The following is a 15,841-nucleotide window of genomic DNA, read 5'->3' as shown; positions in this document are numbered from 1 at the left end:
CATCAATAACTATTGTTTTTGCTGCCATATCACCCAATCTTTTTTTATTTTTATTGCCTAAAGAAACAAATAGACCAATTAAAAGACAATTGAAATCTATAATTCCAACAAAAAAACGAATAAAAGCTTATCCCATAGAAATGTCTTTAAAATTATCATTTACTACTTTTAACCCAACAAGTTTTTTGCCAATTGTTTGTCCGTTAAAACCTTCTAATACAGGCCATATTAAGAAGTTTAACAGAAAAAGAACAAAAGCAGGCAAGCCAGTGACACTGATCTCACCAGAATCGCTTTTGTCTCCCCAAAAATAATAGAAAGTTAAAAAAAGAAGAACCCCTATAGTAGCATCTACTAGAAAGGCAACAAAACGCTCCCGTCTTGTTGCTAATTTATATTCAATCATAAATATATTTTTTTTTTTAAACCTGTATCACTCCCAAATTAAAAGGTTTTTCAATAGGAGCGTGGTTAGCTGCTTCAATTCCCATAGAAATCCAAGTTCTAGTATCTAACGGATCAATAATTCCGTCTGTCCATAAACGTGAAGCTGCATAATACGGAGACACTTGAGCATCATAACGGGCTTTTATCTTATCAAATAATTCTTGTTCGACTTTCTCATCTACTTTTTTGCCTTGTTTTTTTAGCGAAGAAGCTTCAATTTGCATTAACACTTTAGCAGCAGAATTCCCACTCATAACGGCTAATTCTGCACTTGGCCAAGCAAAGATTAATCTTGGGTCATACGCTTTTCCGCACATCGCATAGTTTCCTGCTCCATAACTGTTTCCAATAATTACAGTGAATTTTGGCACTACAGAATTGGAAACCGCATTTACCATTTTGGCACCATCTTTAATGATTCCTCCATGTTCACTTTTACTTCCTACCATAAATCCAGTTACATCTTGTAAGAAGACTAAAGGGATTTTCTTTTGGTTGCAATTGGCAATAAAACGAGTCGCTTTATCCGCAGAATCAGAATAAATAACACCACCAAATTGCATTTCACTAGGTTTGGTTTTTGCAGCTGTTGTTTTTACAATCTTACGTTGATTGGCAACAATTCCAACAGCCCAACCATCAATACGAGCATAACCAGTAATAATGGTTTGACCATAACCAGCTTTGTATTCGTCAAATTCGGAATTATCTACTAAACGAGTGATAATTTCCATCATATCGTATTGTTCGTTTCTAGCTCTTGGTAAAATGCCGTAGATGTCTTTTGGTTCTAAAGCTGGTTTTTGGGCTTTCACACGATTGAAACCTGCTTTGTCAAAATCACCTATTTTCCCAACGATACTTTTAATTCTATTTAAAGCATCCGCATCATCTTTGGCTTTAAAATCGGTAACTCCTGAAATTTCACAATGCGTTGTAGCACCGCCAAGCGTTTCATTATCGATACTTTCTCCAATAGCTGCTTTTACTAAATAACTTCCTGCTAAGAAAATACTCCCAGTTTTGTCCACAATTAAAGCTTCATCACTCATGATAGGTAAGTAAGCACCACCAGCAACGCAACTTCCCATTACAGCTGCAATTTGGGTAATTCCCATACTACTCATCACTGCATTATTACGGAAAATGCGTCCGAAATGTTCTTTGTCTGGGAAAATTTCATCTTGCATGGGTAAATATACTCCTGCAGAATCTACAAGGTATATAATAGGTAATCTATTTTCTATAGCAATTTCTTGTGCTCTTAAGTTCTTTTTTCCAGTAATAGGGAACCATGCTCCTGCTTTTACAGTAGCATCATTGGCTACAACTATACATTGTTTGCCTTGGATATAGCCTATTTTCACGACTACGCCACCAGAAGGACAACCGCCATGTTCTTCGTACATACCATCACCAACAAAAGCACCAATTTCAATACTCTTTGCTTTGTCATCTAGTAAAAAATCAATGCGTTCACGTGCAGTCATTTTACCTTCTGCATGTAATTTATCGATACGTTTTTGTCCGCCTCCTAATTTGACCTGGGCAAAACGTTGTTTTAAATCGGAAACTAAAAGTTTATTGTGGTCTTCGTTTTTGTTGAAATTTAAGTCCATGTATGGTTTGTTGTTGTATTTTTTATTGGTTCGCTAAAGTACGAAAAGAAAAAGAGAAAGTAAATAGTGAATAGTGAAAAGTCAATTCAAGACTTCAACTTCATTAATAACTCATTTTGAATTTGTAAAACTTTAATTTCTTCTTTTAACGTTGCTATTTCCTCTTTTTTATGTTCGTTCACTGAGAAAGTATCTGGCAGTTGATTGGCTATGTCTTGAAAGAAGTTATGTTGTAAAGCATAGCACAGTTCAATTAAAATACCGGTTTGAATACTGCTATTTTGCGTATATTTTAGGATTGAAACACCGTCTCTATTAATGGTTTTACCTAATGTTGACTTCTTTATTTTGTTTTTTGAGATAAAATCACTCAATAATTTACCTGTGCTGATATTGTTTCTCCCTTTTTTCATATATTTATTTACTTTAATACTGTAAGTATTTACTTTAAGTAATAAATATAATACTTTTATACTATAATAAATAACTTTTATTGTGTTTAATTTTACTTTTAGTATTTAAAAACTTACTAAAGGTAATTATTTTATTACTTAAAGTAAATTAATTGAGTTTGAAAGTATGTTTCTTTAAGTAAATTGGATGAAAGAAATCCTTTTTAAAGAAAGAGATAAAGTAAAAATAAAGATTGGTTATGTGCGGAAAGTTTTGTTATTTAGAAAAGTTATTTCTTTATACTAATATTACAGATTAACTAATGATAAAATGAATATAATTTTTGAAAATAAACGAATCTCAATCTTTTTGATTTTAACTCTTCTATTATTTACAAGCTGTAAAGAAACAAAGGTTGAAAATTGCATTGTAGATATGCAAATTAAATTTATTTGTAAAAATCCTGGAGCAGATGTAGTAGTCTTTAAAATCATATCTAATCATGAACAATTAAGTTTAGATTTTGATAGTTTTAATTCTACAGAGGTAATTTTTAGTGATAGAGTCTTTAAAGCTAGTGCTCAATTTGAACTAGAAAAATGGGGAGAAAATGAGTATAGTTTAACATGGATGACACCTTATTTTGCTCAACATGATTGTCATACTGAAAAAGAATTTTATGATTTTTATAAGAAGAATTCATCTTTAAAAATTGTTTTATCTAATGAAAAAGAGACATTTACTTTTGTAAAGTGTACTAAATAAAAAATCATGAATACCATAACCAAAATAAATCTTTCCAATGTTAGAAAATGCCATCAGTATTGGGAAGAGATGCCTGAAAATGAAAAAGGAAGATTGTGCTTACAATGCAACAATACAATTATTGATTTTAGGAAAAGTACGGATGCAAAAATTGCTCACATGCACATTTTTTCAGAGCAAAAAGTTTGTGGTTTGTATAGAAAAGACCAACTGGAATTTCCTTCAAAAGGGATTGAAGAAAGAAAAGAAATTAGTTGGAGAGCCTTTTATATTGGGATATTTAGTTTTTTAAGTTGGAGTAACTTTGGTCAAGAAAAAAAAGCAGAAGTTATTATTGAACAAACGGATAAGAAACTGGATACTATTCCAAAAACAATTTTACAAAAGCATAGTCAAGATACTATTATTCCAAAAGAAAAAACAGTTATCTCTGGTATTATTACTGATGAAAAGCAAGTACCACTTCCAGGAGCTTATGTAATTATCAAAGGCACTAAAAAGGGAGCAAGTTCTGATCGAGATGGTTTCTATAAATTAGACATAACTGATGTGTTGGAAAGCCAAGATAGTTTCCAGTTATCATTTGGATATATAGGTTATAAAGAAATAGTTTTAAGTTATGACAAGCTTTTTATTGAAGACATCAAAAATAGAAATATAGACGTTCAATTTACAGAAGAGAATGTTGATTTGATAGTTTTCTCAGTTGGGGTGAAAGCACCACTTCATAAAAGAATATGGTATAAAATAAGAAATGTATTTAGAAGGAAATAAAAAATAAAAGCACCTTGCTAATTAAAATAGTAAGGTGCTTTCCGAATTAATTAAGTAACCTAAGTTCTAAACTATATTTTTCTATTATTTTGTCTTTGTCTAAAAAGTTCTAAATTTTCAGCATTTATATTGCCATCAAAATCAATTACATTATTCATAAATAATAATTGAATAATCTCTTTGAAATTTTTATTGATCAACAAAGTAGATTCTATGGTTACATCATTTTTTGGGAAAACCATTCTTACATAATCATCATTTAAAAAAGAGATAGTGTTGTTGTTGTTTATTTCTATATAGATCACTTCGGTTGTGGTATCTAATTTAAAAATAGAAATTTCACTACCCATTTTCCTTTTATCAAAATTGAAAATATTTTTATGGTCAGCTAAAATTTTACCTTTTTTAAAATCAATATCTTGTGAATAAACAGTAATGCTTACTAAAAGCATAGTTAACAGTAACATGTAATTTTTTCTCATGGGTGATTTTGGTTAATATACGGATTTCGGAGTGCAAAATTAATTCTTTTAATTCAAATAAAGGATATTGAAAGCACTGATTTTAAAATAAATAACTAAAAAGATAAATGTAAAAATCAACAAATAACTAAAAAGTAAAACGAGAAAATATTAAAATAATAACTTTAAGTTGGTTTGGGTAATAAAAATACTTCATTTTAGTTAAAATTTTATTTTTTTGAATAAAAAATAAAATTTATTGATAAAGCTTAAATTATAGAATGGGGTTAAATAAAAAGCCAGTTTTACTTCTAGGGCAGAACTGGCTTTAAACTTTTAAGAAAGGGAAACTATCTTTGTATAATTAATTTTTGAGATGTAGAATTTCCGTTGTAAATAGTTCTTACTATGTAAATTCCAGTTTTTAAATAATTTAAATCTAATGTGATCATACCATTAGAAGAGAATTCTTTTTGGAAGACTATCTTTCCTAATACATCAAATACTTGAATAGTGGTAATAGCATTTATTTCTAGTGAAGTTAAACCTTTTGTAGGGTTTGGAAACAGTTTTTTAAAGCTATTTTTCTCAGAAATAGCAGTAGTTATTTTTCTAGCCACACCATCCACTCGCTCAAAGAGCCATTTTTGATTATCACCACCACCATAAGACCATTGTTGAATATTGGCTCCATCAGTAGTTCCTGCACCATCCATAGCTTTTCCACTTCCAGTATTAATTACCTTATAGGCACCGTCACCTGTCGATTCAATATTCCATTGTTGATAGCTATGGTTTACATAATCCCATTGTTGTATGTTTCCTCCATCTGCATTTGAATAAGCACCAACTTCCAGACATTTTCCACTAGATATACTAATTAGTTTCCAATTTCCATTAGCTGCACTTTCAGCTCTCCATTTTTGATTGTCACCACTACCATAAGACCATTGTTGAATATTGGCACCATTAGCATTGGAAACATCCATTATATCGACACTTTTTCCGCTTTGTTTACCTATAATTTTATATATAGCTCCATTAACGATACCAGTATTTGTAGGTGGATTTACTACTGGTGAACCTGGTAAATAAAAATTACCACTTAAAAAAAATAGATAAATGGTTTTAAGAGTTTGATTGTAATAAGAATAAGGTTCGCTAATTCCAATTAAATCAGAATAAGAATTGTTTAGATGGGATTGGTTTTCACCTGCAACAGCAGCAGAAGCAAAAGCACCAACAAAAGTTGAATTGTGATATTGTCCAAAGTTGCTTCCGTTTTGGTTATAACCATCCACTATATTTTGTGAACCATTTTTAGTAACTCTAATAAAATCAGAAGATTTTTTAGAATATGTTTTTGCTTGATTGTCTCCATGCCAAGCATAATCAACAGCAATTCGCCAAGGAGTACGTGCGGCATCATAGGTATACTTTGTTCCGCCATTAGCATAACCACTTGCTTGACTGGAATGATTGCCAGATGCAGTACACCAGTCTGATACTAAACCACCTGAAGCATTGTTTACAGAAAGATTATTATTGATTACTTCATAACATTTATTGGCTACAGTATTCCAAAATGGATCATTCATAAAAGAAGCAAACTTTCTAAAATAAGCTGGAGCAAAGTAGGAAGGATTGGTAATTGAGCTGCCTCCAAATTCTCCGGGTTTTAGTACAAAAGTACCAGCTTCTATCTCATGAGTTTTTATAGCATTAATTAAAGTTTTAGCATCACTATTATAATTAATATTACCAGCAGAACCCCATTGATAATCAGCTACAATAAGAGCCATAGCAGCATCAACTTCAGAATCAGTAGCTCCACCAGTTCCAGCAGCTCCTCCATTACAACCATTAATTTTCCAGTTCATTAGGCCTGCAGCATTTCTGTTGTCTTTATAGTAATTCCAAAGACCATCAAATATTGATCTTTCTCCAGTATAAGCTGTAAGTAACAAGCCATATGCAATGCCCTCAGAAACAGTTTGACTAGGATTATCAAATTTAACTCGATAACGACCATTGCCACATTGTTCTAAAAAATTTGTTTTCCAAATGTTGTAATTGGCAATAGCGTCCTGAGCGTTTCTATTAGTTGGCATAAGGCCAAAAGAGTAGGTTTTGTTTGCAGGAAATGGTTGTGTTTGGGCAAAAGAAGGTAAACACACTGAAGTGAATAGAATTAGGAAATAAATCCTAATTCTTAGATTTGGGTTTTTCATGTTTTTGTTTATTTGTTTGTTGTTGTAAAGGTATTTTTTTTAAATCAGAAAACGTGTTAATGTATTTATAGTAAAACTGTAAATTTATTTAAATAAAAAACTGTAAAGTGGTTTAATTAGCACTCATTAAATAGATTTAACTACTTAATAAATCTTAAAGTTTTCGTAAGACTTTTGCACCTGATTTCATTTATTTTAATTTTACTCCTAAATCAGAATTTAATTATTAAAATGAAACACTTTACTTTTCTTTTATATTTTTTCTTGTTGGAAATACCTTTTGTCTTTAGTCAAGAAAAAAGTTATGAGATTAACAATACGATTGTAAATTCAATTCCTGAAAATGTAACGATAGTTGGTTTAGGTGATCCAACTCATCAAGAAAGTACCATCACAAAATACCGTATTGATTTGATTAAAAAAATGGTAAAGGAAAAGGAATTTAAAGTGATTGCTATTGAAGGAAATATGTATGAGTTTTACAAGGCACATCAACTTTTTATTAAAGATAAAGACATTTCGCATTATGAAAAAGCCATGTACAGAATGTTGAATGCTAAAGAGATGGAAGAATTGTATTCCTTCATCTATACAGAAAATAAAAAAGGAAATGAATTACAGTTTATAGGTTTTGATCCTGCTTTTTCAGGAGTTAGTTTTGCTCAAAATATTGCTGAAGATTTAGAAGGAATAACCTCACTTTCTCAGGAGGAAAAAGACGACTTTATTAAGTATATTAAAAAAGCAAATATAGTTTCTCTTAAAGCTTTATTTCGTAATAATAAAAAGGTAAAAGAAAAGATTGTTTTTTATTCAGAAAAAATATTGGCTACTTTTAATCCTAAAACTCAGAATGATTATTTCTTTTCTGAAGCCCTTAAAAATATGATTTTTTTGTTCACCAATGACCCCGAAATTGTAACTTATGGTGCTAACAAAAGAGATATAGGAATGGCCTTGAATGTAGATTTTATTCAATCTCAATTTCCAAATGAAAAAATTATTCTTTTTGGATCAAGTACCCATTTATTAAAAAATCCGAATGCTATTGAAGGAGCCTTTTTTCAAAATAATCGCATAACTTTTGGACATAAACTATCGGAGAAATTTAAGAGTAACTATTTCTATATTGCCTACACTGCGTTATCGGGTACAAAATACAATTATTTAAACAAGAATAAACCAAAGCATATTCCAGAAGCTGCAGAAAACAGTATTGAATATAAAATAAATCAAGAATTTAAGGCTCCAGCAGTGTATATTACAAAAGAAACAGATTATCCTATGGACAAAGTTTTAGCCTCTAGATTTATGGGACATTCATTTTTGACTTTGCAACTTTGGGAAGTTATGGATGCATTGGTTTTGATAAAAGAAGTGGAGTCTTTTGAAATCAAGAAGTTGTAGATACCCTATATTTAAAAATAAAAAAACTTATGCAATCGAACTACCAATTTAGAAAAGCAACACTTACCGAAATTCCTCAAATATGGGAAATTTTAAAACAAGCCATACAAAGAAGAAAAGAAGAAGGTAGTAATCAATGGCAAGATGGTTACCCGAACCAAAAAGTGATACAAAATGATATTGAAAACGGTTATGGTTTTGTGTTAACGGAAAAAGAAGTAGTAATTGGTTATACAGCTGTTTTAATAAATGACGAACCAGAATATGAAAGAATAGTAGGGAAATGGCAAACCAATTCTGATTTTGTTGTGTATCACAGAGTAGCCATTGCTGAAAAAAACCTTGGTAAAGGGTTAGCTAAAATAATGTTAGGTTTTATTGAAACATTTGCTTTAGAAAATAATATTTATAGTGTAAAAGCAGATACCAATTTTGATAATAAAGGAATGTTAGCCATTTTTGAAAGACTTGGTTATGTTTATTGCGGAGAAGTCTATTTTAGAGGAAGTGCTAGAAAAGCCTATGAGAAAGTTTTGTTAAAAGCAATTTAACTTTTTAATAGTCATGTGTATGAATAAATCAATCAGTTTATTTCTGTTTTCTTTTTTAAGTATTTCTTGTTTTGAACCAAAGGAAAATAAAACTGACGAAGCCATTTCAGATGGGAAAAGCAATCAAATAAAGGAAAAGAAGCTTGCTCTAAATAACGAAGACAATGAAAGTTTAAAAGAATGGTTTGTTTATTACAATAATAGAGAGGTTAATTTTTCATTAGAAAGTTTTACTTTTTTAAGTACTGATTCTTTAAGAGTTGTAAAAGGTACTGTTTATGGTGTTTTTGATAAAGAATATGACACTATTTATACTGATTTTTTAGTATTCAATGCTAAAAAAGATAAGTATATAGATTTTGATAGTTATAATTGGCTTGTAGATAATGAAAAAACAGTTGTATTTTCACCAGATCAAGAAATTAATTTGGTCGATATTGAAAATAAAACAGTCAATAGAATTGGTTTTAGAGGATCTTTACAATGGGTGGAAGAGGCTTTTTGGAAAAAGGACAGTATTATTTTTTTACTAGAAAACACTATAGAAAATCAACCAATCATAACAGAAATTAATTTGAAAAACAATATTATAAATAGTTATCAATATAAAAAGAAGCTAAAATTTAAATCGGAATATTGTAAAATGAGATTGAAGAAAAGAGGATTGATTATGGAATAATTATCTACATTTGAAATTAAAAGTTTAATCAAGCATAAAATGATAAAAAGATATTTGTTTATCATCATTATTTCTACAGGGTTTACAGTTTTTGGACAAGAATCTCAACAAGATAGTATAAGGCCTTTACTTTATAGTCGTCAGTTTACATCAGAAAAACAAATTTCTATTAGAGTAGGAGGTGGAATACAAAAAAAACTATTCACTGAAATAGGATTAGCACTGCACAAATGTACTTATGGTGATACAGGATTTTTTTCAAATGATTTTTATACCGCTTTAGAATGGTTTCCAAATAGAGAAAGCAATCTTTATGCCTTAAAAATGGGTTGTGAAGCCAATGCTAACTTGATTAATGTAGCACTAGAAGTAAAATATCAAACCGATTTTCAAGAAAAAGATGTGGTAATCATTCCAAAAATAGGATTAGGATTATTTGGAGATGTAAATATGTTTTATGGATATAGTATTTCTACAAATAATGAACCGTTTTCGGATATAATTGGGAAACATCAAGTATCAATTGTATTCAATTTTAATAACCATTTCTTAAGATATAAATAGTACTTTGATCATAGAAATTCTGATTATATGTAAGAAGAAAAACATCTAATTTAGTTTGTGTTCAAAATAACAGAAAAAGGAATTCTATTTGAAAATTTTAATGTTGCAGAGTAAACTTTGAAAATAAGGAGTAATTATTAATCTATGTAAATGTATGATTACCTATTTTTATAATTAAAAAATAACTTTTAGTTCATTTTAACTTAATATAGAACACGGTCATTTGTAAGTTAATTTCAATCACTAAGAATGATAAGTCGTTTTATATTACTGCTACTATTTACCACCTCTCTTTTTGCACAAAATGAACCTGTATCTCATCAATTACAAAATATAAAAGAGGCTTTAGAATTAGAAATTAAAAAGGAAAATAAGCAAGGGATTGCTGTTAAAATGTTGGAATTAGGTGAAGTATATAACAACTATGGTTTATATGCTAATGCTTTGGTCTACTATAATGATGCTTTAAAAATTACTCAAAATAAACAAAAAGATACTTTATATGTACTTATAAATAATGCAATAGGCAGTGTAAATAAGACTATGTATAAGTATAAAATAGCAGAAACCTTTTTTTCAGAGGCATTAGTCGTTTCGAAAGAAATAAAATACGCAAAAGGACAGGCAAAAGCATTAAGTTTATTAGGAGCAAATGCAGAAAAACAAAGTAAATATAAAGAAGCCTTGCAATTTGAAAATGAGAGTTTATTGTTTTTTAATCCTGTAAAAGATAGTCTCGAAATTGCCATCGTATATGAAAATATTGGCAGTATTTATGAAGATTTGTTAGATTTTGATAAAGCATTTCTCTTTTTCGAAAAAGCCTTAGCTATTTTAAAGAATGCTAATTCTAAAGAAAAAGCAAGCGTATTAAACAATATTGGAGATGTTTATAGAAAAAAAAGATTTATAGAAAAAGGGATAGATTTTACGAAACAATCCCTTGAAATTGCCACAAAAATAAGCGACAATCATTTATTAGAGAGTGCTAATAAAGATTTGGCAAAAGCGTATGCATTACTTGGTAAGTATGAAAAAGCATACCAATATAAATTAATTGCAGAAGAATACAAACAGGTATCTATTGCGAATGAAAACAAAAACCTAGTCAATCTTTTACAAGCCGATTTTAAAATCAATCAAAAGGAAAACCAGATAAAGTTACTACAAGAACAGCATAAAACTAATATGGCTAATCAAAACTTAGTAATAGTTTTATCAGCATCTTCTTTAGTAATAACTTTTATCGTATTTAGTTACTATAGAAAGAAAAGAAAAGCAAGTATTAAAATTCAAAACTACAAACAACAAGCTTTAAAAATCGAGTTGGAAAAAAAAGAAATTGAAGAGAAAAACTTGCAACGCGATTTAGAATTAAAAACTGCAACACTTTCTCGCTATAGCTTACATATCGCTCAAAAAAACAAAATGTTATCTGAACTTTCTTTAAAATTAAAAAACATAGTAGCACGAAAAAATGATCTTTTTGAAGTTAAAATAAAAGAGGTTTTCAACGAGATTGATTTTGCATTACAGCAAGAAAATGAATGGGGAGAGTTTGCAGTATTTTTCGAAGAGATTCATCCTAATTTTATTAAAAAACTATCTAAAATAGCAACAGAAAATTTATCACCAGCCGAATTGAAATTAGGCATACTATTACGACTTAATTTATCTTCAAAAGAAATTGCTTCCATCTTAAGAGTTACACCAGACAGTGTTCGTGTAGCCAGACATCGATTTAGAAAAAAATTACCTATAGATTCTAAGAAAGAATTAGTTGCTTTTTTACTAGAATTATAAATAAAAAACACTTGTTTTTTCTTAGTGTTACTTTAATGTAAGGAAAGTGTTATTGTTGCCTTGTTGTAGCCTTTTAAAAAAAACTTGTTTCCTCTTTGTTGCCTTGTTGAAAAATAATGAAACCCTTATGAATACTACATTTGTCCTGAATGTAAAACTATACAAAATGAAAAACCAATACCTTTTTAAATGGCTATTTGTTACGTTGTTTTTAACGATGGCAACACTAAAAATGAGTGCACAAAACGGCTCTATTTCTGGAAACATTGTCGATGAAAACAACTTTTATTTACCAGGAGCAAATGTGAGTATTGCATCCTTAAAAAAAGGAGCTATTACAGATTTTGACGGAAATTTTTCAATTTTATCCATTCCTACAGGAAATTATAAATTGGAAATTTCTTTTTTAGGTTATGAAGATATAATACAAGAAGTTGAGGTTTTGGAAAATAAAACAACAACACTAACTATTAAGATGAAACAAAAAAGTTTACTTTTAAACGAAGTTGAAGTAGTTTCTTATGGTTTAAGTGGTCAAGCCAAAGCCCTAAATACACAGAAAAACAATATCAATATTACGAATGTAGTTTCAACAGATCAAATAGGTAAATTTCCTGATGCTAATATAGGCGATGCTATGAAACGTATTTCGGGTGTTACCATGCAGGTAGATCAAGGAGAAGCTCGAAATATAATTGTAAGAGGATTATCTCCACAATTAAACTCAGTAACTTTAAACGGAAGTAGAATTCCATCAGCAGAAGGAGATAATAGAAATGTACAAATGGATTTAATTCCATCTGATATGATTCAAACTATAGAATTAACTAAAGCGGTTACTCCAGACATGGATGCTGATGCACTTGGAGGTTCGGTAAATTTAGTAACAGCAACAGCTCCCCAAAGTTTTAGATTGTCAAGTACTTTTGGTTCTGGAATAAGTTTTATAACGAACAAAAGAATTTTAAACGGTTCACTTTTAGTAGGAGATAGAACAAAAGATAAAAAATTCGGATGGATGGTTTCTGCTTCTGTAAATGATACCGATTTTGGTTCGGATAATGTAGAAGCCACTTGGTCAGACGAATTTGAATACTACACAGGTCAAGACGATACAAACGGTGACCCTATTCTTGATGATGTAGCAGTAAATCCGTATACGAACAGTTTTGAAATTAGAAAATATTTGGTACAAAGAGTAAGAAGAAGTTTTTCAGCTAACTTAGATTATCAAATAAATCCCAATCATAATATCTACTTCAAATCAATGTACAATTGGAGAGATGACAGAGAAAATAGATATCGTGTAAAATATGAAATGCAAGATGCTGAAGATATAGAAATGGGCGATTTTACCATAACAAACGGTGTACCTTCTCGTTTTCCTGCTAAAGTTTCCAGAGAAACAAAAGGAGGAATAGACAATAATAGAAACAAAAGTAGACGTTTAGAAGATCAAAGAATGCAAAATTACTCGTTAGGTGGAAAGCACTTTTTTGGAAAACTAAAAGCTGATTGGATGGTTTCCTATGCTAAAGCTTCAGAAGAAAGGAAAAATGAACGCTATGCAAAATACAAGACAAAATTTTCAGTAGTAAATGATTTTTCAGACTCTGAATTTCCTTTAATGTATGCAGAATTTGCAACAGATGAAAATGATTTTGAAAGTTTTGAATTCGGTGAAATAACCGAACAGTATCAATACACCGAAGAGAAAGATGTCAATTTCTTTGCACATTTTGAATTACCTGCTAACTTTTTTGATAACGAAAATGGTAAAATTAAATTTGGAGCAAGAGGAAGGTTTAAAAACAAGAATAGAGATAATAATTTTTTTGAATATGATTTAGAAAATGTTTATCCAACTATGAATTTAACAGGATTAAAAGATCTTTCAAATGATGATTTTTTAGCAGGAAGCCAATATCAACCAGGAGGTTTTATCGATGCAAATTGGTTAGGAAAATTGAACTTAATAAACGGAGAATCAGTGCCAGGAGAGTTTTTGAGAGCTAATTTTGATGTAACAGAAAATGTTTGGGCGGGTTACGTAATGACCACACAAAACATAACAGAAAACTTCCAAACTTTAGTTGGAGTTAGAGTAGAAGCTACTGCATTAGAAGCTACAGGAAATAAAATTGAAAATGAGGAAGATTTAGTAGGAACAATAACAGAAAAGAACAACTATACGAATGTTTTACCAGGAGTACATTTTAGATATACACCTAATAAAAATACAGTACTACGTTTTGCTTGGACTAATACTTTAGCAAGACCTAATTATGTAGATTTGATTCCAACAATAGACGTAGTGTCTGGTGACGAAGAAATTTTTGTAGGTAATTCCAATTTAAAACCTACAACGTCAATGAACTTTGATATATTAGGAGAGTATTATTTCAAAAATGTAGGGATTCTTTCTGGAGGTGTTTTTTATAAAGAAATCGATAATTTTGTGTACCAATTTCAATCAAAAATTAATTCAGATTTTTATGGTTCTGGAACAATAGGTTATCGAGTATATCAACCTTTAAATGGTGAAAAAGCAAATATACTAGGAGCAGAGTTTAGTTTTCAAAGACAATTGGATTTTTTACCTAGTTTTGCAAAAAAATTAAGCATATATGTAAATTATACATTTTTAACTTCTAAAGCAGAAGGAATAAGAAATGAAGATGGAGAAGAGCGTCAAGATTTAGACTTACCAAATACATCTCCTAATATGTTAAATGCTTCATTAGGATATGCAGATAAAGTATTCAATGCTCGTTTTTCAACTAATTTTTCAGATGCGTACATCGATGAAATAGGAGGGAATGCTTTTGAGGATCGCTATTATGATCAACAATTGTTCTTAGATTTCAATTTTGGAGTAATACTATCAAAAAGACTAAGACTATTTGGCGAACTTAAAAATATTACGAATCAGCCTTTACGTTATTTCCAATCGGTTAGATCACGCACGCAACAAATGGAATATTATGGACAACGACTAACATTTGGACTTAAGTATGACATCTATTAAATAATAAAAAATAAGAACCTTTTTTCTAAAGGCTAATTCCAATACAATACAAATGAAAAAAATAATATACACAATAACAGTAATCGCATTATACAGTTGTCAAGAAAAAGCAACAGAACTAACACCTATTCTACCAGATGTTATTACAGAAACGACTATTAATGATACAGATGATCCAGCCATTTGGATAAACCCAAAAGACGCTTCAAAAAGTATCATTTTTGGAACCGATAAAGAAACAAATGGAGCAATATATGCCTTCGATTTAGATGGAAAAATAATAGAAGACAAAACCATTAGAAACATTAAAAGACCTAATAATGTAGATTTAACTTATGGTTTTGCAACTAGCGATTCTACAAAAGTAGATATCATTGCGTTTACCGAAAGAGAAAAGAATCAAGTACGTGTGTTTTCAGTCCCAGATATGAGACCTTTAGACAACGGTGGATTTAAAGTTTTTGAAGACGAAACAAATCCCGAATTCAAAGCACCAATGGGAATTGCTATTTATCATTCTCCAATAAACCAAAAAATATACCTTATAGTAGGTAGAAAAACAGGACCTAAAGAAAATTATTTGTACCAATATGAATTAGTAGCAAATACAGAAGGAACAAACTTAAAATTAGTTAGAAAATTTGGAAAATTTAGCGGTAAAAAGGAAATTGAAGCTATCGCTGTAGATAACGAAATGGGTTATGTTTATTATTCAGACGAACAACATGGCGTAAAAAAATACCATGCAGAACCAGAAAAAGGAAATAAAGAAATAACTGTTTTTGGAATAGGTAAATTTGAAAGTGATATCGAAGGAATTGCCATAGCAAAAACAACAAGTAAAAAAGGCTATATCATAGTATCTGACCAACAAAGAGGACAATTCAATATTTTTGATAGAGAGACAAATGAATACCTAACCGCGCTTAATCTTACCACACTAGAAACAGATGGTTGCGATGTAGTAACAACGCCTTTAGGTAGTAAATTTCCAAAAGGAATATTTGTAGCCATGAACGATGCTAAAAACTTTTATGTGTATGATTTTGAAAAAATTGAAGCTGCAATTATAGCTGCAACTACTTCAAAATAACATATTTTGTTGATTTTTTTAAAACT

General features: G+C 30.0%; 14 protein-coding genes. 9 read left to right on the top strand and 5 right to left on the bottom strand.

Annotated elements, in window-relative coordinates:
* Nucleotides 1–127: 127 nt before the first annotated feature.
* From FIA58_RS17790 to FIA58_RS17780, 3 genes are all read right to left on the bottom strand, one after another.
* Nucleotides 128–406, bottom strand: coding sequence for an RDD family protein (locus tag FIA58_RS17790; RefSeq protein ID WP_140964049.1), 279 nt, complete (start codon nt 404–406; stop codon nt 128–130).
* Nucleotides 407–422: 16 nt separating this feature from the next.
* A complete protein-coding gene (locus tag FIA58_RS17785; protein WP_140964048.1) occupies nt 423–2,066 on the bottom strand; it encodes an acyl-CoA carboxylase subunit beta in 1,644 nt (547 codons plus the stop codon).
* 86 nt (nt 2,067–2,152) lie between these two features.
* Complete coding sequence (locus tag FIA58_RS17780; RefSeq protein ID WP_140964047.1) at nt 2,153–2,479, bottom strand: hypothetical protein; 327 nt, start codon at nt 2,477–2,479, stop codon at nt 2,153–2,155.
* A gap of 415 nt (nt 2,480–2,894) precedes the next feature.
* Between FIA58_RS17780 and FIA58_RS17775 the strand changes: the two genes are divergently transcribed.
* Nucleotides 2,895–3,224 (top strand): hypothetical protein, encoded by a 330-nt coding sequence (locus FIA58_RS17775; protein ID WP_140964046.1) that lies wholly within the window; start codon nt 2,895–2,897, stop codon nt 3,222–3,224.
* Between the two features lie 6 nt (nt 3,225–3,230).
* Nucleotides 3,231–3,998, top strand: a complete 768-nt coding sequence (locus tag FIA58_RS17770) for a carboxypeptidase-like regulatory domain-containing protein (protein ID WP_140964045.1) — start codon at nt 3,231–3,233, stop codon at nt 3,996–3,998.
* Between the two features lie 71 nt (nt 3,999–4,069).
* Here FIA58_RS17770 and FIA58_RS17765 read toward each other — a convergent pair whose 3' ends face one another.
* Nucleotides 4,070–4,480 carry a hypothetical protein gene (locus FIA58_RS17765; RefSeq protein WP_140964044.1) on the bottom strand — a complete coding sequence of 137 codons (411 nt, stop codon included), beginning with the start codon at nt 4,478–4,480 and terminating at the stop codon, nt 4,070–4,072.
* A 329-nt stretch (nt 4,481–4,809) separates the two neighbouring features.
* On the bottom strand, nt 4,810–6,690 hold the full coding sequence (locus FIA58_RS17760; protein ID WP_140964043.1) for a glycosyl hydrolase family 8: 1,881 nt from the start codon (nt 6,688–6,690) through the stop codon (nt 4,810–4,812).
* Nucleotides 6,691–6,921: 231 nt separating this feature from the next.
* On the opposite strand from FIA58_RS17760, the gene FIA58_RS17755 reads away from it, so the two are divergent.
* From FIA58_RS17755 to FIA58_RS17725, 7 genes are all read left to right on the top strand, one after another.
* Nucleotides 6,922–8,097 carry an erythromycin esterase family protein gene (locus FIA58_RS17755; RefSeq protein ID WP_140964042.1) on the top strand — a complete coding sequence of 392 codons (1,176 nt, stop codon included), beginning with the start codon at nt 6,922–6,924 and terminating at the stop codon, nt 8,095–8,097.
* A gap of 29 nt (nt 8,098–8,126) precedes the next feature.
* On the top strand, nt 8,127–8,648 hold the full coding sequence (locus tag FIA58_RS17750) for a GNAT family N-acetyltransferase (protein WP_140964041.1): 522 nt from the start codon (nt 8,127–8,129) through the stop codon (nt 8,646–8,648).
* 19 nt (nt 8,649–8,667) lie between these two features.
* The gene (locus FIA58_RS17745) at nt 8,668–9,327 is read left to right on the top strand and encodes a hypothetical protein (protein ID WP_140964040.1); all 660 of its coding nucleotides are present in this window, start codon (nt 8,668–8,670) and stop codon (nt 9,325–9,327) included.
* Nucleotides 9,328–9,366: 39 nt separating this feature from the next.
* Nucleotides 9,367–9,891 (top strand): hypothetical protein, encoded by a 525-nt coding sequence (locus tag FIA58_RS17740; RefSeq protein WP_140964039.1) that lies wholly within the window; start codon nt 9,367–9,369, stop codon nt 9,889–9,891.
* 249 nt (nt 9,892–10,140) lie between these two features.
* Nucleotides 10,141–11,694: a tetratricopeptide repeat protein gene (locus FIA58_RS17735; RefSeq protein WP_140964038.1), complete on the top strand. Its 1,554-nt coding sequence runs from the start codon at nt 10,141–10,143 to the stop codon at nt 11,692–11,694.
* 166 nt (nt 11,695–11,860) lie between these two features.
* Nucleotides 11,861–14,722 (top strand): TonB-dependent receptor, encoded by a 2,862-nt coding sequence (locus FIA58_RS17730; RefSeq protein WP_140964037.1) that lies wholly within the window; start codon nt 11,861–11,863, stop codon nt 14,720–14,722.
* A gap of 52 nt (nt 14,723–14,774) precedes the next feature.
* Nucleotides 14,775–15,815, top strand: coding sequence for a phytase (locus FIA58_RS17725; RefSeq protein ID WP_140964036.1), 1,041 nt, complete (start codon nt 14,775–14,777; stop codon nt 15,813–15,815).
* Nucleotides 15,816–15,841 lie beyond the last annotated feature (26 nt).

The organism is Flavobacterium jejuense, from assembly GCF_006491595.2.
In the GTDB taxonomy this organism is placed as follows: domain Bacteria; phylum Bacteroidota; class Bacteroidia; order Flavobacteriales; family Flavobacteriaceae; genus Flavobacterium; species Flavobacterium jejuense.
Note: the sequence above shows the minus strand (reverse complement) of the source record. Positions and strands in the feature narration are given on the sequence as shown.

Excerpts from the sequence above, each read along its gene's own strand:
- FIA58_RS17790 (WP_140964049.1), bottom strand. The coding sequence starts at position 406 with ATGATTGAATATAAATTAGCAACAAGACGGGAGCGTTTTGTTGCCTTT.
- FIA58_RS17785 (WP_140964048.1), bottom strand. The coding sequence starts at position 2,066 with ATGGACTTAAATTTCAACAAAAACGAAGACCACAATAAACTTTTAGTT.
- FIA58_RS17780 (WP_140964047.1), bottom strand. The coding sequence starts at position 2,479 with ATGAAAAAAGGGAGAAACAATATCAGCACAGGTAAATTATTGAGTGAT.
- FIA58_RS17775 (WP_140964046.1), top strand. The coding sequence starts at position 2,895 with ATGCAAATTAAATTTATTTGTAAAAATCCTGGAGCAGATGTAGTAGTC.
- FIA58_RS17770 (WP_140964045.1), top strand. The coding sequence starts at position 3,231 with ATGAATACCATAACCAAAATAAATCTTTCCAATGTTAGAAAATGCCAT.
- FIA58_RS17765 (WP_140964044.1), bottom strand. The coding sequence starts at position 4,480 with ATGAGAAAAAATTACATGTTACTGTTAACTATGCTTTTAGTAAGCATT.
- FIA58_RS17760 (WP_140964043.1), bottom strand. The coding sequence starts at position 6,690 with ATGAAAAACCCAAATCTAAGAATTAGGATTTATTTCCTAATTCTATTC.
- FIA58_RS17755 (WP_140964042.1), top strand. The coding sequence starts at position 6,922 with ATGAAACACTTTACTTTTCTTTTATATTTTTTCTTGTTGGAAATACCT.
- FIA58_RS17750 (WP_140964041.1), top strand. The coding sequence starts at position 8,127 with ATGCAATCGAACTACCAATTTAGAAAAGCAACACTTACCGAAATTCCT.
- FIA58_RS17745 (WP_140964040.1), top strand. The coding sequence starts at position 8,668 with ATGAATAAATCAATCAGTTTATTTCTGTTTTCTTTTTTAAGTATTTCT.
- FIA58_RS17740 (WP_140964039.1), top strand. The coding sequence starts at position 9,367 with ATGATAAAAAGATATTTGTTTATCATCATTATTTCTACAGGGTTTACA.
- FIA58_RS17735 (WP_140964038.1), top strand. The coding sequence starts at position 10,141 with ATGATAAGTCGTTTTATATTACTGCTACTATTTACCACCTCTCTTTTT.
- FIA58_RS17730 (WP_140964037.1), top strand. The coding sequence starts at position 11,861 with ATGAAAAACCAATACCTTTTTAAATGGCTATTTGTTACGTTGTTTTTA.
- FIA58_RS17725 (WP_140964036.1), top strand. The coding sequence starts at position 14,775 with ATGAAAAAAATAATATACACAATAACAGTAATCGCATTATACAGTTGT.